The sequence below is a fragment of the Acinetobacter sp. YH12098 genome (genome assembly GCF_013419235.1).
In the GTDB taxonomy this organism is placed as follows: Bacteria; Pseudomonadota; Gammaproteobacteria; order Pseudomonadales; family Moraxellaceae; genus Acinetobacter; species Acinetobacter amyesii.
Window position 1 is genome coordinate 29,397 of sequence record NZ_VPAO01000033.1, and the last position, 21,030, is coordinate 50,426.

17 protein-coding genes and 1 tRNA gene are annotated in these 21,030 nt (G+C 39.5%); 12 read left to right on the plus strand and 6 right to left on the minus strand.

Annotation, left to right across the window (positions count from 1 at the left end; genetic code table 11):
• Positions 1 to 517: 517 nt before the first annotated feature.
• The gene (locus FTU38_RS11605; RefSeq protein ID WP_180111257.1) at positions 518 to 2,722 is read right to left on the minus strand and encodes an OsmC domain/YcaO domain-containing protein; all 2,205 of its coding nucleotides are present in this window, start codon (positions 2,720 to 2,722) and stop codon (positions 518 to 520) included.
• 368 nt (positions 2,723 to 3,090) lie between these two features.
• Between FTU38_RS11605 and FTU38_RS11610 the strand changes: the two genes are divergently transcribed.
• From FTU38_RS11610 to FTU38_RS11620, 3 genes are all read left to right on the plus strand, one after another.
• Positions 3,091 to 3,167, plus strand: a tRNA-Ile gene (locus FTU38_RS11610).
• A gap of 764 nt (positions 3,168 to 3,931) precedes the next feature.
• Complete coding sequence (locus tag FTU38_RS11615) at positions 3,932 to 4,501, plus strand: 1-acyl-sn-glycerol-3-phosphate acyltransferase (protein WP_078189041.1); 570 nt, start codon at positions 3,932 to 3,934, stop codon at positions 4,499 to 4,501.
• Between the two features lie 298 nt (positions 4,502 to 4,799).
• A complete protein-coding gene (locus FTU38_RS11620) occupies positions 4,800 to 5,552 on the plus strand; it encodes a YebC/PmpR family DNA-binding transcriptional regulator (RefSeq protein WP_111886000.1) in 753 nt (250 codons plus the stop codon).
• Positions 5,553 to 5,641: 89 nt separating this feature from the next.
• Here FTU38_RS11620 and FTU38_RS11625 read toward each other — a convergent pair whose 3' ends face one another.
• Positions 5,642 to 6,112 (minus strand): Lrp/AsnC family transcriptional regulator, encoded by a 471-nt coding sequence (locus FTU38_RS11625; protein ID WP_111885999.1) that lies wholly within the window; start codon positions 6,110 to 6,112, stop codon positions 5,642 to 5,644.
• A 483-nt stretch (positions 6,113 to 6,595) separates the two neighbouring features.
• On the opposite strand from FTU38_RS11625, the gene FTU38_RS11630 reads away from it, so the two are divergent.
• Positions 6,596 to 7,924: a hypothetical protein gene (locus tag FTU38_RS11630; protein WP_180111259.1), complete on the plus strand. Its 1,329-nt coding sequence runs from the start codon at positions 6,596 to 6,598 to the stop codon at positions 7,922 to 7,924.
• Positions 7,925 to 8,007: 83 nt separating this feature from the next.
• Here the strand turns inward: FTU38_RS11630 and FTU38_RS11635 are convergent, their stop codons facing one another.
• Positions 8,008 to 8,772: a glutathione S-transferase family protein gene (locus tag FTU38_RS11635; protein ID WP_180111261.1), complete on the minus strand. Its 765-nt coding sequence runs from the start codon at positions 8,770 to 8,772 to the stop codon at positions 8,008 to 8,010.
• Positions 8,773 to 9,041: 269 nt separating this feature from the next.
• On the opposite strand from FTU38_RS11635, the gene ychF reads away from it, so the two are divergent.
• Entirely contained in the window at positions 9,042 to 10,133 is a 1,092-nt protein-coding gene (gene ychF / locus FTU38_RS11640; RefSeq protein ID WP_180111263.1) for a redox-regulated ATPase YchF, read from the plus strand.
• Positions 10,134 to 10,406: 273 nt separating this feature from the next.
• Positions 10,407 to 10,799: a hypothetical protein gene (locus FTU38_RS11645; protein ID WP_218954720.1), complete on the plus strand. Its 393-nt coding sequence runs from the start codon at positions 10,407 to 10,409 to the stop codon at positions 10,797 to 10,799.
• 65 nt (positions 10,800 to 10,864) lie between these two features.
• Here the strand turns inward: FTU38_RS11645 and FTU38_RS11650 are convergent, their stop codons facing one another.
• Positions 10,865 to 11,404, minus strand: coding sequence for a DUF962 domain-containing protein (locus FTU38_RS11650; RefSeq protein WP_180022557.1), 540 nt, complete (start codon positions 11,402 to 11,404; stop codon positions 10,865 to 10,867).
• A 100-nt stretch (positions 11,405 to 11,504) separates the two neighbouring features.
• On the opposite strand from FTU38_RS11650, the gene FTU38_RS11655 reads away from it, so the two are divergent.
• Positions 11,505 to 12,212 (plus strand): Crp/Fnr family transcriptional regulator, encoded by a 708-nt coding sequence (locus tag FTU38_RS11655; protein WP_180111264.1) that lies wholly within the window; start codon positions 11,505 to 11,507, stop codon positions 12,210 to 12,212.
• Between the two features lie 96 nt (positions 12,213 to 12,308).
• On the opposite strand, the gene FTU38_RS11660 is transcribed toward FTU38_RS11655, so the two are convergent.
• Positions 12,309 to 12,467 carry a hypothetical protein gene (locus tag FTU38_RS11660; protein WP_180133541.1) on the minus strand — a complete coding sequence of 53 codons (159 nt, stop codon included), beginning with the start codon at positions 12,465 to 12,467 and terminating at the stop codon, positions 12,309 to 12,311.
• A 435-nt stretch (positions 12,468 to 12,902) separates the two neighbouring features.
• Positions 12,903 to 13,382 carry a hypothetical protein gene (locus tag FTU38_RS11665; protein WP_078189048.1) on the minus strand — a complete coding sequence of 160 codons (480 nt, stop codon included), beginning with the start codon at positions 13,380 to 13,382 and terminating at the stop codon, positions 12,903 to 12,905.
• A gap of 103 nt (positions 13,383 to 13,485) precedes the next feature.
• Between FTU38_RS11665 and FTU38_RS11670 the strand changes: the two genes are divergently transcribed.
• The 5 genes from FTU38_RS11670 (at position 13,486) to dapC (ending at position 20,586) form a co-directional block, all read left to right on the plus strand.
• On the plus strand, positions 13,486 to 14,238 hold the full coding sequence (locus FTU38_RS11670) for an AzlC family ABC transporter permease (protein ID WP_180111266.1): 753 nt from the start codon (positions 13,486 to 13,488) through the stop codon (positions 14,236 to 14,238).
• Positions 14,235 to 14,582, plus strand: coding sequence for an L-valine transporter subunit YgaH (gene ygaH / locus FTU38_RS11675; RefSeq protein ID WP_078189050.1), 348 nt, complete (start codon positions 14,235 to 14,237; stop codon positions 14,580 to 14,582). Before FTU38_RS11670 ends, ygaH begins: the two co-directional genes overlap by 4 nt.
• A 908-nt stretch (positions 14,583 to 15,490) precedes the next feature.
• Positions 15,491 to 16,696 carry a formate-dependent phosphoribosylglycinamide formyltransferase gene (gene purT, locus FTU38_RS11680; protein WP_180111269.1) on the plus strand — a complete coding sequence of 402 codons (1,206 nt, stop codon included), beginning with the start codon at positions 15,491 to 15,493 and terminating at the stop codon, positions 16,694 to 16,696.
• Between the two features lie 29 nt (positions 16,697 to 16,725).
• Positions 16,726 to 19,392, plus strand: coding sequence for a [protein-PII] uridylyltransferase (gene glnD / locus FTU38_RS11685; RefSeq protein WP_180111271.1), 2,667 nt, complete (start codon positions 16,726 to 16,728; stop codon positions 19,390 to 19,392).
• Positions 19,393 to 19,416: 24 nt separating this feature from the next.
• Complete coding sequence (gene dapC, locus FTU38_RS11690) at positions 19,417 to 20,586, plus strand: succinyldiaminopimelate transaminase (RefSeq protein WP_180022559.1); 1,170 nt, start codon at positions 19,417 to 19,419, stop codon at positions 20,584 to 20,586.
• The last annotated feature ends 444 nt before the right edge of the window (positions 20,587 to 21,030 follow it).

The following is a 21,030-nucleotide window of genomic DNA, read 5'->3' on the forward strand; positions in this document are numbered from 1 at the left end:
ATGTATTTCTATTTTAATGATTTCAATATTGACAGGCATTAAAAAAGTGAGCTTTCGCTCACTTTTTTTTCGGCTTAGACTCTGCATTACTTTGTCACACCGCACTTACGACATTCCTTGTGCGAACCGATTTCTTCCATTTGCTCGTATTCGTAAATATGCATGCAAAATAGTTTTCTGAATAATTGAAGCATGTTGTTAAAACTCCCGTTTATTTATTAATGTGCTTCTGAATATTTCGTCCTGAAATATTATGATCATGCCTAAACACGCCATAGCTAATTTATTATCATATTTTTCCAATGAGTCAAATATCTTTACTTTAAAATGACACAATTTCGGATAATCGGTTATTTTTAAGCTTTCCTTATATTCACCTGAGTTCTAAGGTTTTTTATTAATATCAGCATCACAGATATAGATTATTTTTCAGCAAATTTTGCACAAAAAAACTCCCCCTTAGGAGAGTTTTTTCAAATAGATGATCACATGAGTAACGTTATTCACAAGCCCAGATTTAAACGTTCTGACTGGCAAACTTCGCACGTGCAGCATGCAATTTTTTATAGCTATCAATCAGACGTAAATGACGATCTAAACCTTCAAGTTGCATATTGGTTTCAGTTAAACCGTAGAAGCGAAGACTGCCATCCATTGAACCAATCACTGCATCCATACGTTCGTCACCAAACATACGACGGAAATTATGTTCATAGTCATTGAGATCTAAGTCATCGTCCAATTCAACTTCTAAAACCACATTCATACATTGATAGAACAAACCACGTTCGACCGTATTGGTGTTGTATTGAAGGAAAGTTTCAACCAACTCTTTTGCTTCTTCAAACTCTTGTAAGGCAATATAGATCAGTAGTTTGAGCTCAAGTACCGTTAATTGGCCCCATACGGTATTATCATCAAACTCAATCCCGATGAGCGTCACAATATCCGTGTAGTCATCCACTTCAAGCTCTTCTAAGCGCTCAACCAGTGACACTAACTCATCTTCATCTAGACGATGAATGTTTAAAATATCCTCACGGAAGTCCAAAGCTTTGTTGGTGTTATCCCAAACCAAGTCTTCAACCAAATACACTTCAGAATAACCCGGAACCAAAATACGACATGCCGTAGCACCTAGATGCTGGTAGACCGCCATATACGCTTCTTTGCCCATGTCTTCTAGAATCGCAAACATCGCTGCAGCTTCTTCCGCATTGGCATTTTCACCTTCAGATGTGAAATCCCACTCTACAAAATCATAGTCTGATTGTGCGCTAAAGAATTTCCAAGATACCAAACCACTTGAGTCAATAAAGTGTTCTACAAAGTTATTTGGCTCAGTGACTGCATTCGAGCTAAACGTTGGTTTTGGTAGATCGTTTAGACCTTCAAAGCTTCGGCCTTGTAGAAGCTCGGTTAAGCTACGCTCTAAAGCTACTTCGAGTTTAGGGTGCGCACCAAAAGATGCAAAAACCCCACCAGTACGTGGGTTCATTAAGGTTACGCACATCACAGGGTACTGACCACCAAGTGAAGCATCTTTTACCAATACAGGAAAACCTTGTTCTTCTAAGCCTTGAATACCCGCAACAATACTTGGATATTTGGCTAAAACCTCTTCTGGTACATCTGGTAGAGCCAATTCACCTTCTAAAATCTCACGTTTTACTGCACGTTCAAAGATTTCAGATAAGCATTGAACCTGCGCTTCTGCCAAGGTATTCCCTGCACTCATCCCGTTTGACAAGTATAAATTTTCAATCAAGTTTGATGGGAAATACACTGTTTCACCATCTGACTGACGGACAAAAGGAAGAGAGCAAATACCGCGTGCTGTATTTCCTGAATTGGTGTCATATAGATGTGTACCTAATAACTCATCTTCTGGGTTATAAATTTCACGTGTATAGTCATCTAAGATTTCAGTAGGTAACTCGCCTTCTGGGCCGGGTTGGAACCATTTTTCATCTGGGTAATGCACAAAGTCAGCATTGGCAATCTCTTCACCCCAGAACTGGTCGTTATAGAAGAAGTTGCAATTGAGACGTTCAATAAATTCACCCAAAGCCGAAGCTAATGCGCTTTCTTTGGTTGAGCCTTTACCATTGGTAAAACACATTGGCGATTGTGCATCACGAATATGTAGAGACCAAACATTCGGCACGATGTTACGCCATGACGCGATTTCAATTTTCATGCCTAAACCAGCCAAAATACCTGACATATTGGCAATGGTTTCTTCCAATGGCAGATCTTTACCCGGAATAAACGTGGTACTGTCTGACGCTAAATTTGGCATAAGTAAAGCTTGTGCATCTGCATCAATGCTTTCTACTTCTTCAATGACAAATTCAGGACCAGTTTGAATGACTTTTTTAACCGTACAGCGGTCAATTGAACGCAAAATGCCTTGACGGTCTTTTTCTGAAATATCCGCAGGAAGTTCAACTTGAATTTTGAAAATTTGCTTGTAGCGGTTTTCAGGATCAACAATATTATTTTGTGATAAGCGAATATTATCTGTCGGAATGTCTCGCGCCGCACAATACACTTTTACAAAATACGCTGCACATAATGCTGATGACGCTAAAAAGTAGTCGAATGGTCCTGGAGCAGAACCATCACCTTTATAGCGAATAGGTTGGTCGGCAATTACCGTGAAGTCATCAAATTTGGCTTCTTGTCGAAGGTTATCGAGATAATTAACCTTAATTTCCATGTGGGCACCTAAATATTCTTATGTGTCAGTGCAACACATAAAAATGAAAACATAAGCCGAATAACTGTAGGACATTGACTTAAAAATGTGAGGCCAGTACCAATCTAAGCGCTGTTGGGCACGGTACTGACAAGAATGGGCATTATTATAAGGTTATTTTGACTGTTTGATAACTTTTGTCGTGATTTACATCACGATAGGATTCGACACTTTGTGCATTTTGGTCGAATCCAAGCTCAACTGCTGCAACTACAGCCAATTTGTTGTGTTAGTGTGCAGCCGTGAAGAAAAAGGCTTGTCTTTTAAAAAAATCTTCGCTAGTATGCTTTGCGTCTGAACTTGTTGATAAATAACACATTCAGAATATAGGGCCTATAGCTCAGTTGGTTAGAGCAGCGGACTCATAATCCGTTGGTCCACAGTTCAAGTCTGTGTGGGCCCACCATATAAAACAACCCCTTACGTGCATTAATCGTGAGGGGTTTTTTAATGTTAAAAACTAAATAAAGTCAGTCTAAGCCTTTAAAAGATATGGCAGATAACATATAGATACGTACAAAACTTCAAGCCAGCTTGAGTAAGCCACGATTGCTTAATACGAGAAGTAGGTTATAAAAAAATACATTCAAGAAAAATTTAAAAGCTTAAGTTCTAGATACCCTTAAATAAAGTCACGATTTGTTATACTTAAAAGGTATTATTTTATTCATTATAAGCAAATGTTTTTTGATTCATGACATTTAGAAATACTATATATTTCACACTTTAAAAGCACAAATATTAAGACTCAACCTGTTCAGGCTTTCTTAAGTCCAAATAAAACTCAACAATTGACCAAATAACAATCAAAGCAAACATAGCAACAGCGAATAACACAGCAGTTAAATAAATCATGCTTGAGTTCTCCGTTAGAAAACGAGTTAAGACCAACAGGTTAAAAATTTTAACCTACGACAAAAGTCTAATAAGAATTTCTGACGGTGCCTAGCCATATTTAGCAAATTTTTAAGAGTATTTTTATCTATGATGATAGCTTTGCTATATAAAATTTAACCGATTTATTGCTAAAAAGTATAATTCTTCAATCCGCCCTTCTTATTCCGATTTGAAATATCTGCACAATTCAGATCAAAGCTCACTTAAATCCTCTTGACTCATGATCCAAACAAGCAGAAATTACACCTTTTTAAAATCACCGTATCACCGACTATGTTGAAAAAGTTTATTGGCGAATCTGCATTTAAATTGGCAGGCTGGAAATACCACGTAGAACCTGATGTTTTAGAAAATAAACAAGTGATCGTCGGCTTTGAACACACCTCAATGATGGATGCTGTTCTTTCACTGGCCCTTTGCCAAATTTACGACATTAAAATTCACACGCTGATTAAAAAAGAACTCTTTAAAGGTCCATTTAAACCTGTACTTGAAGCGATTGGCGGTATTCCTGTAGACCGTAAAGCCAATAAAGACATCGTGACTCAAATGGTTGAGCATTTTGAAGCCAATGAAAAATTTAATTTAGTCATTGCTCCAGAAGCGACCCGTGCAGAACGTGGTGAAGCACGAAAACCGATTCGTACAGGCTTTTGGTATATCGCTAAAGCAGCAGGTGTGCCGATTGTATTAATGTATGCCAACTCAAAAACCAAACAAGGCGGTATTTTCGGTAAGATTTACCCGACTGACCTCGATCACGATTTAGCTTTAATTAAACAACTCTATAAAGATAAAGTAGGTTTAGACATTGTGATCCCAGAACCTAAAAATAAAGACTAAGCGCCATTCACTTTTTTAAGATATACGTATTTAAAGATGTAAATGTATCATGCTCCATGCATTGTACATTTACATCTTCTTTTTATAACAAGATCGAACTGCCCTTTAGTCCGATTCTCAGCATAAGAAAAATTACAGTACCAGCGTTTAGACATTTCGCATTAATTTCTCAAATTTGGATATTTTTTTTTCAACTACTCAATTCATGAAATCCAGTACTTTCACACAAAAAAGCCATTATGGTAGAATTTGCTCAATTTGATAGGCATAAGGCCAATCTACAAGGAGCATATTTCGCATGGCGGGTCATTCCAAGTGGGCTAATACTAAGCATCGTAAAGCAAAACAAGATGCGAGCCGCGCTAAAGTATTCACAAAATTTATCCGTGAAATCGTGACAGCTGCACGTTTAGGCGGCGGTGATGTAGCGTCTAACCCACGTTTACGTGCTGTTGTTGAAAAAGCATTAGTTGCAAACATGACACGTGACACCATTAACCGTGCGATCCAACGTGGTGTGGGCGGTGAAGAAAATACCGATCTAAAAGAAGTAACCTACGAAGGATATGGCGTTGGTGGTGTTGCGGTCATCATTGAAACAATGACGGATAACTTGAACCGTACTGTTCCTGACGTTCGTCATTGCTTCTCGAAAACTGATGGTAATTTAGGTACTGCAGGTTCAGTAGCTTATATGTTTACCAAACGTGGTGAGATTACTTTTGAAGATGTTTCTTTAGAAGATCAAATCATGGACGTCGCTTTAGAAGCGGGTGCTGAAGACATCGAAGTGGACGAAGAAGAAATTCTAGTTATCACAACACCTGAAACTTTCGGTGAGGTTCAGGATGCACTTGCAGCAGCAGGTTTAAAATCTGATAACGCCGAAGTAGTCATGAACCCTTCAACTAAAGCGTTAATTTCAGATATCGAACAAGCGAAAAAAATCATCAAAATGATTGATATGTTTGAAGATCTTGACGACGTTCAAAACGTATATACCAACGTTGAATTCACCGATGAAGTGATGGCTGAGTTAGAAGCTCTATAATTCAATCGAGTGATGTATAAAACGCACCCTTCGGTGCGTTTTTTAATACCAAACTTTCAACTGTTTGAGTCTATCTTTGAGAGCTACATTTAAACCTTATTTAACAAACCATTACAGTTAAAGACATTATATTGTTTAATTACAAAGCTCGAATGTAATGCGACCACATGTTCAATTTTACCAATGCGCTTGAGTAAAATTTCACTATAGTTTTCCATATCCCGTGCAACGACTTCCACAATAAAATCGGCAGACTGCCCTGTCACCAAAAATGCATTAATGACTTCTGGAATACTTTCTAATGCTTCTAAAAATTTAGCAAAAGTATCTGTATCATGTTTGCTTAAGGACACCTGCAGCAGCACATGCAAACTAAATCCCAATTTTTGATAATTAATTTCACGTTTCAGACCACTGATAATATTGTGATCAATCAATTGTTTAATCCGACGATGTACGGAGCTGACCGATAAATTCACCCGCTCTGACAGTTCATTTAAATTGACATCTTCATGGGTCAAAATTTCTAAAATTTGTTTATCAAAACGGTCTAGTTCCATCAGTCTACTCCAGCCATTTTTGAAAACAGTGCTGATGATCCAGATTCATCAAACACCTGTTGTCATTTTCAATGTTATTTTAAGTTTTAAAATCAGCATTTATGTGCAAGTTTTCTCATGTATAGCATGATTTATTAAAAATAATAAAGCTCATATGCATTATGAACATAATAATTTGCATATATATCGTGTTTAAATGAATGTTTTTTCATCAAAGTTTAGTTTTTATATTCTAAATAACGCCTTTAGACAACCTACCAATAAAGCTTCAAAAATGCATTCCATTAATCTGAATAAATCAATTTCAGATAAAAGGGAAAGATATTTTATTTATATTTTTCAATTTTTTATTTTTACTTTATTTTTCAATGTGCGCTCTATGTCACATTTCTTTTTTTTCACTTATTTACTTGGTTTGGTAATTACATTAAAAAATAGCGGCGGTTCATAAATATACAAAAAAATAAAAACGGAAGAATAAACATGGCAATTAAATCACTGAGTTCACTCAGCTCAAAATTAAGTTCTGTACTAAGTCCTTCCCTACAGCTGAGTACAATTAGCAGCACGGTCAGTAACCTACTTAGCCCGCTTAAACCTACAACCAATATCACGGATACGCTGACAGGATTATTGGGTAATTTAGGTGGCACAAAGTCTTTTGATTTTAGCGCACTGACTAAAACGCTGCCCCAAGTGATTAGCACGATTCAAAGTCTAACATCCAATAACGGTTCAAATTCGGATGCACTCAAGACATTGATGACAACTCTGCAACCACTCCTACAAAACTTAGGTAGCAAAGCTGGCTCAACAGAGATGAATCAGTTGGTTCAATCCTTACCTACCATTGTCAACAGCTTGCAAAGTTTACTGAGTAGCACCAATAATCAAGCCAATCTTCCTGACAATATTAGCAGTGCTGTAAATGCCATCAAACCATTGCTTGCTATGCTTGGAAGCGCAACTGGGTCAACGGATTCAACGCAAATTATCAATACACTCAGCCAAGTTTTAGAATATGCGCAACCCATTATTCAGATGATTGGGAGCTCGTCTTCTGGAAACATCGACTTTGGGCAAATTGCACAAGGTGCAACGACTACCCTCCTACCTTTATTAGCTTCAATCAATAAAGACAACTCAACTATTGATATGGAACAGTTGAGTCATGCTTTACCGACAGTGATTGGAAGTGTGACCAATCTAGTGACCGCCATTTCATCAGCCAACCAAGGCAATATCCCTGAGACCATTTCAGGGGTGATCAAAGGACTTAATCCGCTATTAGATTTACTGGCAAAAAGCGATGTCATCGATACGGATCAGGCTCAAACCGTCAAAGCGATTTATGATGTATTAAATAGCGTGAGCACCATTTTGGATGTGGTCAACAATCCATCCTTACTGACGCTTTCAACTGATTTAAATCAAGTGATTGACTCGTTGAAACCAGTCATTGCTCTGATGGACAGTAATGGTGAAGCGACTCAGTTCCTCGATCAACTGACCATTCCAAATATTGGCGATTTACTCAGCAATCTTGCTCCAGAAAAAATTGATCTGGGTTCTATTACGGATCAGTTCAACCAATTGACTGAAAACCTCACAGGCCAATTACCGAATATTAATGACCTATTGGAAAATTTAGGTTCTGCTCAAGGTGATTTTGATATCTCCACCATCATCCCAAGTATTAAAGATGCGCTAGGAAATATCTTCTACCCTGTTATGCCGCTGAATACTTTACAAGCCGATAGTATCAGTCCAGTGTTGAATATTATGGATATTCAACAACAAAGCTATATTTAAGGATTGAAAGTCTAATAAAAAAAAGTGCGCCATTAGGCGTGCTTTTTTAAAGCAGCATGACACAAAGTTTTCATATAAAGGGGTTATACACCACGCCAATCTACCCGTGCATTCCGTTCTGTTTGGTATATACGTTGCACATATTGACCTAAAGGCAAATCGCTCAAATAGGCTTTGTAAGCTTTAAATTCTTCTGACAAAGTTCCACCATGCTCTTTTTCCCACGGCGTTCCAACAATCTCTAATATCGGGGCTAACATTGAACACACTGCAATATCAGCCAAACCTAATCGGTCGCCTACAAAATAACGCCCACCTTGTTCGATCAGACGTTGATTTAAATCAACCACAATTTCGTCCAATCGCTCACGTGAAGCCGCAACCTTATCCGTATCTAATTGATAACCTTTAGAAACCAGTGCCTTTATAATGGGCTTGGAATATTTTTCAAACTGACGTAAATAGCCCTTTTCACCAATTAAAATATCAAGTGATTCTTCACTTTCATTTAATACATGTGCCAACCCCCAACGGCGCACATGTTGGCCTAACTCAATGGAGAGTTCATTAATTTCTAAAGCGTCTTCACGCAGTTTGACATCTGGACGGATCAGACTATGTTCGGGGTAGGTCGCATCCAAGTAAAAGGCGATTTGAGTTGAATCTGCAACCCAATGATCTTGATCACGTAAAATCGGTAATTTGTTTTGCCCTGTTTTAAGCTGTGCAAATGCACGATGTACACCCGGCATTAAATTATGAGCCACATAATCCAACTCTTTATGATCGAGTAACCAGCGCGCCTTTTCACAAAAATGTGAGAGTGGAAACTGGTAGAGAGTTCGCATAAATGCTCCAAGTTTTTGTTGTAACTGTGGTTTATAAAACCCAGTAATTTTATAGGGATACTTTAGTCACTGTGTTATTGAAACACAATGTCATTTTTGCACCTATTCTGCATCCGTAGTGCAACTTAAGCTTTATTCAGACGTGAATTTATCTCGATCTCAGCGCGATTCAATAAGATATACATTCTCCTGCCCATATCACCTGACTTTATTATGGCTTTCATGTAAAATCATCCACAATTTTTTTATAATACTTTGTGAGTTATTTCATGGGTTTTAACTGTGGTATTGTCGGCCTGCCGAACGTTGGTAAATCAACGCTTTTCAACGCATTAACCAAAGCTGCGATTGCTGCTGAAAACTTCCCATTCTGTACAATTGAGCCAAATACTGGGATCGTACCTGTACCTGACCCACGTATGGATAAACTTGCTGAAATTGTAAACCCACAACGTGTTGTCCCAACCACGATGGAATTTGTGGATATCGCAGGTCTCGTTGCTGGTGCATCTAAAGGTGAAGGCCTTGGTAACCAATTCTTAGCTAACATTCGTGAAACGGATGCTATTGCACATGTTGTACGTTGTTTTGAAGACGAGAATGTCATTCACGTAAATGGCAAAATTAATCCACTTGACGATATCGCAACAATCAACACTGAACTTGCACTTGCTGACTTAGAAGCTGTTTCTAAAGCAATTACACGTCTAGCAAAATCTGCAAAAGGTGGCGATAAAGAAGCGATTGCGACCAAAGCTGTTTTAGACAAAATCTTACCTTTACTGGATGAAGGTAAACCTGCGCGTGCAGCTGACCTTGATGAAGATGAACGTAAATTGGTGCGTGGTTATGGCTTCTTAACCCTTAAACCAACCATGTATATTGCCAACGTTGCAGAAGATGGCTTCGAAAATAACCCTCACTTAGAAGCAGTACAAAAATTAGCTGCTGAAGAAAATGCGATTGTGGTTCCACTTTGCAACCAAATCGAAGCAGAAATTTCATTACTTGAAGACGAAGACCGTGCGGAATTCCTTGAAGCTTTAGGCATGGAAGAACCTGGTCTAAACGTAGTTATTCGTGCAGGTTATGGCTTACTCGGCCTTCAAACATACTTCACAGCTGGTGTACAAGAAGTTCGTGCTTGGACAGTAAAAATTGGTGCAACTGCACCTCAAGCTGCAGGTGTGATTCACACTGACTTCGAAAAAGGCTTTATTCGTGCTGAATGTGTTGCCTACAACGACTTCGTTCAATACAACGGTGAAGCCGGCGCTAAAGAAGCAGGTAAATGGCGTTTAGAAGGTAAAACATACATCGTTCAAGATGGCGATGTTTTACACTTCCGTTTTAACGTATAAGACAGTACTCATAAGAAGCCAGCAATTTGCTGGCTTTTTTAATTTCAGGCAAAAGCTCAAGCTAAAAAATAAGCATATTTAAAAACTTAAAACCTACTTAAAAACAAAATTATATCGACACGAATACATGATTTGGTTGCCGAGTCACCACAGTGCAACGACTTAAATCTCTACCGTTCTGCTATAAATTTACTCATAGGCACTAATGCCTATTTTCATAGAACAATAGCAATGAAAAAAATCAGCAAAATTCTAACAGCAGGTATCTTTACAATGCTTAGTGTAACTGCGTTTGCATGTCCACAAGGCACCACACTTACAGGTGGTACAGGTGCAAACCATAAAGGTGGTACTTGTGTTTCCATTGCTAAAGATGCAAAACATCAGGACCGTACTGCTACACATGCAGCACAAGTTGCGCAGCATGATGCAAAAGTCGCTCGACACAATACAAAACAAGCCAGCCAATTGGCTCAGAGTAAAGTGAAACATAATCAAAAATTAGCAATACATGATGCAGCTCAAGCACAGCATCTTGCAACACAAGCAAAATCAGAAGCTAAAACTTCAGCCCATGCTGCCAAAGCTGCAAATACTGACGCAAAAGCAAAAATCGCTGCACAAAAGGTCGCAGCGGAACAACATAAAGCTGCTGTGAAATCCTAAACAGTTGAGAATTAACACATAGCACAAAAAAAGCCGGAATTATCCGGCTTTTTTATTCAACTCATTTATGGGTGAGCAATATGTAATGCTTTTGCATCCATCTCTGCGCGCTGTCTTCTTGCTTCTGTCAACATGCGTTGTTCAAGCTCTTTACGAAAGCCGAGTAGAAACACAAACTCAGCTAGAACAAATAAAGGTCCTATTGCCAAGCCAATAACATCATCCATAAACGCAGGCTTTTTCTTTTCATAATAATGACCGATAAATTGGATGATCCAACCCACAACAAAGATCCCCACACTCCAAATCAGCCATGACATAAGGCTCATTTTTGCGATCATTAAGGCTAAGGGATACGTGACGGCAAATACCAAAAGCATAATCAAACCGAAAATTTTATCTAAACTCAGGTAATAAATGACACTGGCAATAATCAACAACAATGCAAGGGTCAGTTCAAAACCTGAAATCATTAGCCCTGCTCGTGCTGTTAGACACATAATCGAAAATACAATAAGCGGAATACCCACAAAATGCGTCAGCACATTTTTTCGATCTAAATGATATGCTGCATATTGGCTTAACAGTCTTTCAAGTTTGCTCATTAACTTACTCCTTGTTCATTCACTCATTTCACTATATAAAAAATGCATCAATAAAGTTGTCATCTAATAGACAAGTTGGACCATAAAATAAGGATATGCTGTGCTGGACGCCCAATATGTGCATCAACTCAATAAAAATGTGTGGTATTCAGGCTTAAATATTTCCTTCCAAGACTTTATCTGCCGCCATGCCCTGACCTTAACTTTCGAAAAAGACGCACGTGTTTTTTTATCAGGACAGCGTTTTAATGGTATGTATGCAGTCTTAGATGGCGCAGTTCGCTTAGGCTATATTGATATTCATGGCAAAGAAGCGATTGCCGCCATTGCTGAGCCAATTATGTGGTTTGGCGAAATATCCTTGGTTGACCAATTACCACGCTCTCACGATGCCATCTGTATCAAAAAATCCACCTTATTACACTTACCGGCTCAAGCAATTCAGCAATTATTACAACGACACCCTGAGTTTTGGTTTCATATTGCCCAGCTCACCAGTCAAAAACTTCGCTATGCCTTTATGGAACTCATAGCCTTACAAACGCAAAGTTTAAGTCAACGTCTCGCACAGCGTCTGCTGTTTATTTTAAATGGATATGGAAATCATTTGGAAATTGAGCAACACACCATACACATCTCACAGGAACAACTCGCGCAACTGATGAATTGCTCAAGACAATCAGTCAATCAGGAGCTTCAGCAGTTGGAAAAAATGCAGGTGCTTCGTGTAGCGTTTAAACAAATTGAAATTTTAGATCTAGCGCAGTTACATCAGATTGCTCATGCACTTCCTGTGCATGATGTCTGACATTTGTGATTTAAATAAGTGCATTTAATTGCACCAGAATGATTCTTTATAATTATTTTGCTTTTATTTGTGGCACTTCGCTTTATCGAATTTTGATCAAGACAATAATTGGCAAACATTTACACTGTCAAAACCATTTGTACATGCTGCAACTTCTTGAGTTGATGCTTCTGATTTGTCTTCAGTCGCTGCTTGTACATTGACTGCTGTAGTCAAAACAGCCAAAACCGATAACATCATTAATGTTTTTTTCATCTTAATCACCTATTCAACGTCTTTAATTTAATTTACATACTTCATCTTTTACGCAGTTATTTTTACATATTTTATCAAATACTGATAATTTTAATTTTTTATCACATTATCTATACTTCGTATTATTAATATTTTAAAAATATTAATTAAAGGGAAGGACAGACGACTGGCGTTCTAAAATGGAGTATTTTTTATCACTGAATCTTTATAAAAAATAATTATGTACTTAATAATCAATGCTTTTTATCTATTTGACTTCAAAAAACAACCATACAATTTGGAATTTAGCTCAATACCAAGACAGCAGTCTGATTTAATTTTTATATGAAATAGCGATACTTTGAGGAGGATTTCCCAATCCTCTCTTATAGATTTATTCTTGTTTTTTGATATTTTCCAAAAAAAAAGCAGTGAATCTTCACTGCTTTGATCGGGTTAAACGCCTACTTTTTTCGGATCGGTATTTCCGAGTTCAGGGTTTTCAATCGCACCTTTGCATTGATTTTTATCACGCTCATAATCAGCTTGCTTCTGTGCAACAGTCGAACTCTGATCAATACTTTCACGTGCCCAAATTTCCAGACTTGTTAAAGCCTTACGACACAGTGCATATTTACCTTCAGTCACAGAATCGGTCATTTTGACATTGATACGCCATTCGGTACTCAATTTACGCGCTGGAACACGGACTTTCTCTTCCATCTGATCGACTTGCTTTGCATAAACAATCGGATCAACTTCATTGATAAATGCCCAAGCTTTGGCAGCATACTCCGTTGCATCATTGGTTAATTTTGGTGCTGCTTTAATTTCGACTTGAGCTTGTTCAGCTCCATCATTACCACAGGCCTGCAACAACACCGTGCTGCTCAATAATGAAACAATCAGTATCCCACGCATCTTTAACCTCTGCATATCTGGCTCATTTCAGCAAACATATTCGGCAATATGCTAGTGAATTCGCGTACAATACTCAATCATCATTTGACCTGTTGTTCAACTCTTTCAAAGGTGTGTCGTGTCTGAGCACAAACTTCCTACAGTTCAGCCTGCGGGTTTTTGGCAAGGTGCTAAAGATAGTCAAGCCATTATCTTTACCTATCTTCCTGTTTCTTTTGCATTTGGGGTGTCCGCGACTCAATTTGGTTTCACTGCTTGGGAAGCCTTATTTTTATCATGCTCTATGTATGCAGGTGCCAGTCAGTTTCTCGTCGTTGCTTTACTTGGAAGTGGAACATCCATTTGGATGACTGCACTCACTGTGATTGCTCTCGATATACGCCATTTGCTCTACGGTCCTGCTTTACAAAACCTGATTCAAGACCGACTCAATTTAAAGAAAACGGCAGTTTGGGCTTGGGGTTTAACCGACGAAGTTTTCGCATCAGGCATGATCAAACTGTCGCAACGTCGTCAAGAATGGTCAGAATCTTGGATGTTAGGACTCAGCTTATTTAGTTGGCTGTCTTGGGCAACAGGCTCATTTTTAGGCGGTTTATTTGCCGATCAAGTCAGCAACCTTCCACAATTTTTACAAGCCGCACTCGACTTCCTACTGCCTGCATTGTTTTTAAGCTTTTTACTCGCAGCATTTGAGAAAAAACATACATTTGTGGTCACGGTTACAATTATTCTTTCTGCGATTGCCTGCTACTTTATCGACTTGTCTGCTGCGATTTTTATCGGTATTTCTTCTGGTATTTTTGCCGGTTTATTCAAACATTATGTCTTAAAAAAAACTGATCCTGAACATATGGGTGAAGCATCATGAATCTAGAAATTATCTTGGTTGGGATCTTGGTCGGGATTGCGAATTTTGCATCACGGTTTGGGCCATTTTTTGTAATTCAGAAATTTCAGCAAGGTTCACAGCAGCGTGGTTCTTTATGGCTCAAAATCGCTTTGGGCTCGATTGGCATTGCCGCAATTAGTTCAATGTTGGTGGTTGCAACCTTACCACCTCTGCTTGAGACACCAAATAAAAGCTTTGCCATGTTGGTTGGTTTTGCTGTGCTTGCAGGCTTGTATTTCAAGTTTAAAAAAATTGTCCCTGCTACACTGACCGCGGCACTGACTTACGGCTTAGTCTATACCTATATACCTTTTCACCTCTAAAGCTAAGTCAGCGACAATCCAAATCTCCCTCAAGCACAAGCTTCTTCAGCCTGTGCCTTTTAATTAGCAATATTTATGAGATAGTCAACGCATAACATAAAAAATCTAGCGAAAACCAATAGATGGCAAAGTACCATTTTATTCAAGGCAAAATTTATATTCATTCTATACAACCATCTAAATTGAGTTGGGGACTGCATAGGCCCATCGAAAGCGTATATTTTCAATGCTTCATTCAAAGCCAACTGTTCAGTGGTAATTTCTGTGCTGTACATTGCCAACCTGCTGATCAGATCCGCGCCATTTATATAGAGAAAAATCAGCAAAAGACGATTGTGGGCTTATATAACTGCACACAGCAGATTCTGCACTTACATCAACGTCGCCTGATGTTTTCACACATCTCAATGCCCCGCCTGTTCAACAATTTTCTGCAGCTGGCGGGTTTTTTATTGATTTTTCTATTGTGCATTTTTAGCCTCAGTTCATGGCTCAATTCATCATTTCACATTCTATCGGTAGTTGCAGACGCACTCTATTTCACTGCCATTTTAATTGGCTTAATATTGATTTTATGCATATGTGTCGCACCACTGCTCGGATTGCTGTACTAGCCCAATTTCCGCCAAACATCTATACAGCTTTGTGCGCTTCAATGTGCAAATTTGGATATTGAGCCATTCCCTGCATCTGTAAAAAATGCAGGTATATTTAAAGTGAATTTAAATAAAAACAACTAAATACCACTTTTTAAAGATTTTCACAGGTAAATAATTACACGAACGCATACCCATAAAGATATAAAAAAAATTGTTGGACAATATCATTTATTTATGTGAACACTCGCTTATCTCTCGAACAAGTTCTGCTATGCTTAAATTCCCATAAAATCAAGCATGGATGATTACATGAGCGTCACTATTGGTACTCCACTTCAGTCTTCAGCGTATAAAATCTTACTGTTAGGTTCTGGTGAACTCGGTAAAGAAGTTGTGATTTCATTGCAACGTTTGGGTGTAGAAGTTCATGCTGCCGATCGTTATGACCATGCTCCGGCCATGCAAGTTGCACATTTTTCTCATACTTTAAATATGGCAGATCCCGAGGCACTTAAAGCCTTAATTTCTCAAGTGAAGCCTCATTTGATTGTCCCTGAAATTGAAGCCATTGCGACTCAAGTTTTGGTCGAGATTGAAGAACAAAAGATTGCCACTGTCATTCCTTCTGCAAAAGCTGTCAACCTGACGATGAATCGTGAAGGGATTCGCCGTCTAGCTGCCGAAGAGCTTGGACTCCCGACTTCAGCCTACCGATTTGCCAATACCCTTGAAGCGTTCCGTGCAGCATGCGATGACATTGGCTATCCAAACTTTGTTAAACCTGTCATGTCGTCTTCGGGTAAAGGACAGTCACGTGTAAAAAGCTTTGATGAAGTCGATGCTGCTTGGGAATATGCACAAACAGGTGGACGTGTAAATCAAGGCACCGTGATCGTGGAATCACAAATTGACTTTGACTTTGAAATCACCCTGCTGACTGTTCGAGCTAAAAATGCAGAAACAGGTGAAATTGAAACATCATTTTGCGACCCAATTGGCCACCGCCAAGACGCTGGTGACTATGTTGAAAGTTGGCAGCCACAACTTATGACTGCTCTTGCATTAGAGGAAGCCAAGCGTATTGCCAATAAAGTAACCATTGCATTAGGTGGATGTGGCATTTTTGGGGTGGAACTGTTTGTCAAAGGCGATAAAGTATGGTTTAGTGAGGTATCACCTCGTCCACACGATACAGGCCTTGTCACTCTTGCATCGCAATTCCAAAGCGAATTCGAACTGCATGCACGTGCCATTCTTGGTCTGCCTGTGAATACTGCTCGACACAGTACTGCTGCGAGCGCAGTCATCTATGCAGGCGTGGATGATACCAATTTATCATTTACTGGCTTAAATCTTGCTTTGGCTAATCCAGACACCGATTTACGCCTCTTTGGTAAACCAGAAGGCTTTAAACGTCGCCGTATGGGCGTAGCAACAGCACGCGCTGAAACCACAGATCACGCGCGTGAACTTGCTCAACATGCTGCACAACAAGTCAGTGTTCAACAAAACTAAGTTTGTAACACCTTAACGGACCACTGTTCATGATCAATACGCTTCCTCTGCTGAATTACATTAAAAGTAACCACGACATTCAGGCGATTAACCAATGGCGCTCAGATGTTGAAAATCAGCTACAGAAATGCTTTGAAAATGGACAGTCGATTCGTGATGTGATTTTGGCGCGATCGAATCTAATCGATGAAGCTTTAAAGTTCTTATGGACACATGCTGAACTCGACCAAACCGATCTCGGTTTGTTTGCTGTAGGTGGCTATGGTCGCCGTGAAATGCTGCCATACTCCGACGTCGATATCATGATTTTGTCTGAGGATGAAATCAGCCCAGAACAAGAAAAACTCATCTCCAGCTTTATTTCAACACTTTGGGATGTTGGTAATTTCAAACCGGGCATCAGTGTACGTACTATTAACGATTGTGTTGCTCAAGCCACCAATGATTTAACCGTGGCAACAGCGCTGATCGAAGCACGTTTGATTGTGGGCAATGAACACCTAGCCAAATGGCCACGCCGTATCGTGTCACAGACATGGACGGATAAAACCTTCTATGATGCCAAAATGCAAGAGCAAGCCAAACGCTATGCTCAACATAACAATACCGAAAGCAACTTAGAACCCGATATTAAAAATGCGCCCGGTGGTATCCGCGACATCAACCAAATCGGTTGGATTGCAAAGCGTCATTTCCGTGTCAATCGCATCTATGACCTTGTACATCTAGGTTTTATTTCAGAGTTTGAACTTGGCGTTCTTGAAGAAACAGAAAGCTTTCTTTGGGAAATCCGTCATCATTTACATCGCTTAACCAAGCGCGACGAAAACCGCTTACTGTTTGATTATCAACGTGACATTGCCGCTAAATTTGGCTATCAGCGTGAAGAAGGCAAATCACCGAATTATCCAATCGAACAGTTCATGAAACGTTACTACCGTAGCGCTCAGCAAGTGACGACGTTAAATGAAATGCTCTTGGCTTATTTCAATGAATCGGTCATCACACCGCGCTTGCCTGACTATGAACGTAAGATTGAAGAAATCAATGCCAACTTCAAATTAGTTGATGGCAAATTGGCGGTGCAGCATCATAAAATTTTCTCTGAAAATCCAAGTGCTATTTTAGAAATTTTCTACCTCTTGGCGAATCGTCCGGAAATTGAAGGCATTCGTGCCCGAACTTTACGTCTATTGTCTCTTGCGGCAAAACGTATTGATCAAAACTTCCGTAACAATCCCGCACATCAAGCCTTATTTATGGCGATCATTCGCTCACCCTACCGGTTATACGACACCATGGTGGCGATGAAACGTTATGGTGTGCTCGGCAACTATATTCCTGCCTTTGGGCAAATCATGGGACTCATGCAATACGACTTGTTCCATATTTATACTGTCGATGCCCACACCCTATTACTACTACGTAATTTAAACCGTTTTAAAGAGCCTGAATTTGCTAAGGACTTCCCTGTCGTTAGCTCCGTATTCCAACGACTGGCGCGCCGTGACATTGTTTATTTAGCGGCAATTTTCCATGATATCGCCAAAGGTCGTGGTGGTGACCACAGTGAACTTGGTGCAGCGGATGCAATTGCTTTTTGCCGTACCCATGGGTTTACTGAACGTGAATGCAACCTTGTCGCATGGTTGATTCAAAACCATCTATTGATGTCCGTTACTTCTCAGAAAAGAGATATTTCCGATCCAGATGTAGTGAAAGAATTTGCTGAGAAAATGGGCGATATGGAACATCTCGACTATCTTTACACATTGACAGTTGCTGATATCAATGCAACTAATCCGACGCTTTGGAATACATGGCGTGCATCCCTCATGCGCCAACTGTATACACAAGCGCGTGATGTGATTCGTTCTGGTTTGGGTCGTCCTGTAGATTATCCAATGCTGATCGAAGACACTAAATTTGCGGCCAGTGAACTATTAGTCAACGATTTTTCGCTCTACGATGTAGAAACTGTTTGGCAAGAACTCGGTGATGAATATTTCCTAAAAGAATCTGCCGATGAAATCGCATGGCATACGCGCGCCATATTAAAGCATGGCAATAATGCAGAACCATTGGTACTGATGCGAGCACATCGTAAATTTGCACAAGATGCGGTACAGATCTTTATTTACACCCAAGATCAGCCTAACTTGTTTGCAACAACAGTGGCAATTTTGGACAGAATGAACTTAGACGTTCAAGATGCCCGTATTATCACTGCATCCACTGCATTTAGTTTGGACACCTATGTTGTACTTGACCGTTTTGGCACCTTATTAACAAATCCAGAGCGTGAGCAAACCGTTATTGAAGCGCTTAAAAAAGCCTTGAGCCAATCTGACAAGTACCCAGGCCTGATGCAACGTCGCATTCCACGTCAACTGCGTCATTTTGATATTGAAAATACCGTGAGTATTTCTTTTAATGAAGCGCTTCAACAAAATATGGTTGAAATTGCGACACTTGACCATCCGGGCTTACTCGCTAAAGTCGGTGGTTTATTTATGATGCAAGGCCTAGATATTCACTCTGCGAAAATTGCGACGCTCGGTGAACGTGCTGAAGATATTTTCTATGTCACTAAAAAAGATGGCTCACCTATGAGTGATTCAGAAGCAGAAACGTTTGCTGCACAGTTAAAGTCAGCACTCGATGAAGCTTCGAATCAGGTTTGTAGTCATCATTAACTTAAATTGATCGGTATCCATTCCATGAACTCCAGTTTGTCATTATTGCACCCTTATCCATTTGAAAAGCTAAATAAGCTATTTCAGGATGTGAAACCCGCAGATTTGCCTTTGATTCCCCTATCGATTGGTGAGCCAAAGCATCCTGCACCGGAGTTTGTGAAACAGGCCATTATTGATAATTTTCAGCATTTATCCACTTACCCTAACAGCAAGGGTTTACCTGAGCTTCGCACAAGTATTGCAAATTGGTTAACCCGTCGCTTTAAACTCAATAGCATCAGTGCAGATACCAACGTACTGCCTGTGTCAGGTACGCGTGAAGCGATCTTCTCGTTTGTACAAGCTTTGATTAAACGTGAAGATGCCCCTTATGTCGTGATGCCAAATCCGTTCTACCAAATCTATGAAGGCGCAACTTTACTTGCGGGTGCAGAACCTTACTTCATCAACTGTACAGAAGAAAATAACTACCTTGGCGACTTTGACGCTGTGCCAGCTGAAGTTTGGGAAAAAACCACTTTACTGTTTGTCTGCACACCGGGTAATCCTACAGGTGCGGTACTTTCTAAAGAACAGTTTAAAAAACTGATTGCACTGTCTGACCAATATAATTTTGTGATTGCATCTGATGAATGCTACTCAGAGCTTTGGTTTGATGAAGCACCTGTTGGTCTGCTTGAAGTCTGTGCTGAAATAGGCCGTGATGATTATAAGAACTGCGTGGTATTCCACTCACTGTCTAAGCGTTCTAACTTACCGGGTATGCGTTCTGGCTTTGTTGCAGGTGATGCTGCGCTTTTAAAACCTTATTTACAATATCGTACTTATCATGGCGCTGCGATGCCTGTTCAACACCAGTTAGCTTCAATTGCAGCTTGGGATGACGAAGCACACGTCGAAGAAAACCGCGTCCAGTACCGTGCAAAATTTGAATTATTCCAACGCGAACTGGGTCACCTACTACCATTACAAAAACCTGATGCAGGGTTCTACTACTGGTTAAAAGTGGATAATGATGAAAGCTTTGCCAAAATGCTCATGGAAAAAGCACACGTTAAAGTGCTTCCAGGCCGTTATTTATCGCGTGATACAGCACAAGGTAATCCGGGCGAAAATCATGTGCGTTTAGCCCTTGTTGCCGATATTGCCCAATGTGAAGAAGTGATTCGTCGCTTAAAAGCAGTACTTTAATTGATTTAAAGCGTTTTGCTTAAAACAAAAAATGCCCCAGATTTGGGGCATTTTTATTTGAGTCATTTCTTAACCATCATTCAGAGAAAATCATTTAAGGGTATTCACTTAGAAACAATTATTAAGAAATCATTGAAAAATATTAGAAATCAAATGTAGCACTCAATTTAAATGTTCGAGGTTCGCTCAGTGACAAATACGTATAGTCGTTCACCGAGGCTGAAGCCCAATAGTTTTTATCTAAAACATTAGTCACACTAAAATTCAAACTGGTGGGTACATTCTTGATTTGCGTTTTATAGTTTGCACCCAAATCTATTGTTAGCGGCAGTGTAAAAATGACCCCCTAATGGCATTTAAAAACTGACCCCCTTGGTTAATATAGCGGTCATTTTGGACTGCTCAACATGTTAACTTTGGAGCAAGCAGTGACAATCCAAATAC

Bases quoted from the DNA above. Each gene is read 5' to 3' on its own strand.
- FTU38_RS11605 (WP_180111257.1), bottom strand. From the start codon at position 2,722: ATGGAAATTAAGGTTAATTATCTCGATAACCTTCGACAAGAAGCCAAA.
- FTU38_RS11615 (WP_078189041.1), top strand. From the start codon at position 3,932: ATGTTGAAAAAGTTTATTGGCGAATCTGCATTTAAATTGGCAGGCTGG.
- FTU38_RS11620 (WP_111886000.1), top strand. From the start codon at position 4,800: ATGGCGGGTCATTCCAAGTGGGCTAATACTAAGCATCGTAAAGCAAAA.
- FTU38_RS11625 (WP_111885999.1), bottom strand. From the start codon at position 6,112: ATGGAACTAGACCGTTTTGATAAACAAATTTTAGAAATTTTGACCCAT.
- FTU38_RS11630 (WP_180111259.1), top strand. From the start codon at position 6,596: ATGGCAATTAAATCACTGAGTTCACTCAGCTCAAAATTAAGTTCTGTA.
- FTU38_RS11635 (WP_180111261.1), bottom strand. From the start codon at position 8,772: ATGCGAACTCTCTACCAGTTTCCACTCTCACATTTTTGTGAAAAGGCG.
- ychF (WP_180111263.1), top strand. From the start codon at position 9,042: ATGGGTTTTAACTGTGGTATTGTCGGCCTGCCGAACGTTGGTAAATCA.
- FTU38_RS11645 (WP_218954720.1), top strand. From the start codon at position 10,407: ATGCTTAGTGTAACTGCGTTTGCATGTCCACAAGGCACCACACTTACA.
- FTU38_RS11650 (WP_180022557.1), bottom strand. From the start codon at position 11,404: ATGAGCAAACTTGAAAGACTGTTAAGCCAATATGCAGCATATCATTTA.
- FTU38_RS11660 (WP_180133541.1), bottom strand. From the start codon at position 12,467: ATGAAAAAAACATTAATGATGTTATCGGTTTTGGCTGTTTTGACTACA.
- FTU38_RS11665 (WP_078189048.1), bottom strand. From the start codon at position 13,382: ATGCAGAGGTTAAAGATGCGTGGGATACTGATTGTTTCATTATTGAGC.
- ygaH (WP_078189050.1), top strand. From the start codon at position 14,235: ATGAATCTAGAAATTATCTTGGTTGGGATCTTGGTCGGGATTGCGAAT.
- purT (WP_180111269.1), top strand. From the start codon at position 15,491: ATGAGCGTCACTATTGGTACTCCACTTCAGTCTTCAGCGTATAAAATC.
- glnD (WP_180111271.1), top strand. From the start codon at position 16,726: ATGATCAATACGCTTCCTCTGCTGAATTACATTAAAAGTAACCACGAC.
- dapC (WP_180022559.1), top strand. From the start codon at position 19,417: ATGAACTCCAGTTTGTCATTATTGCACCCTTATCCATTTGAAAAGCTA.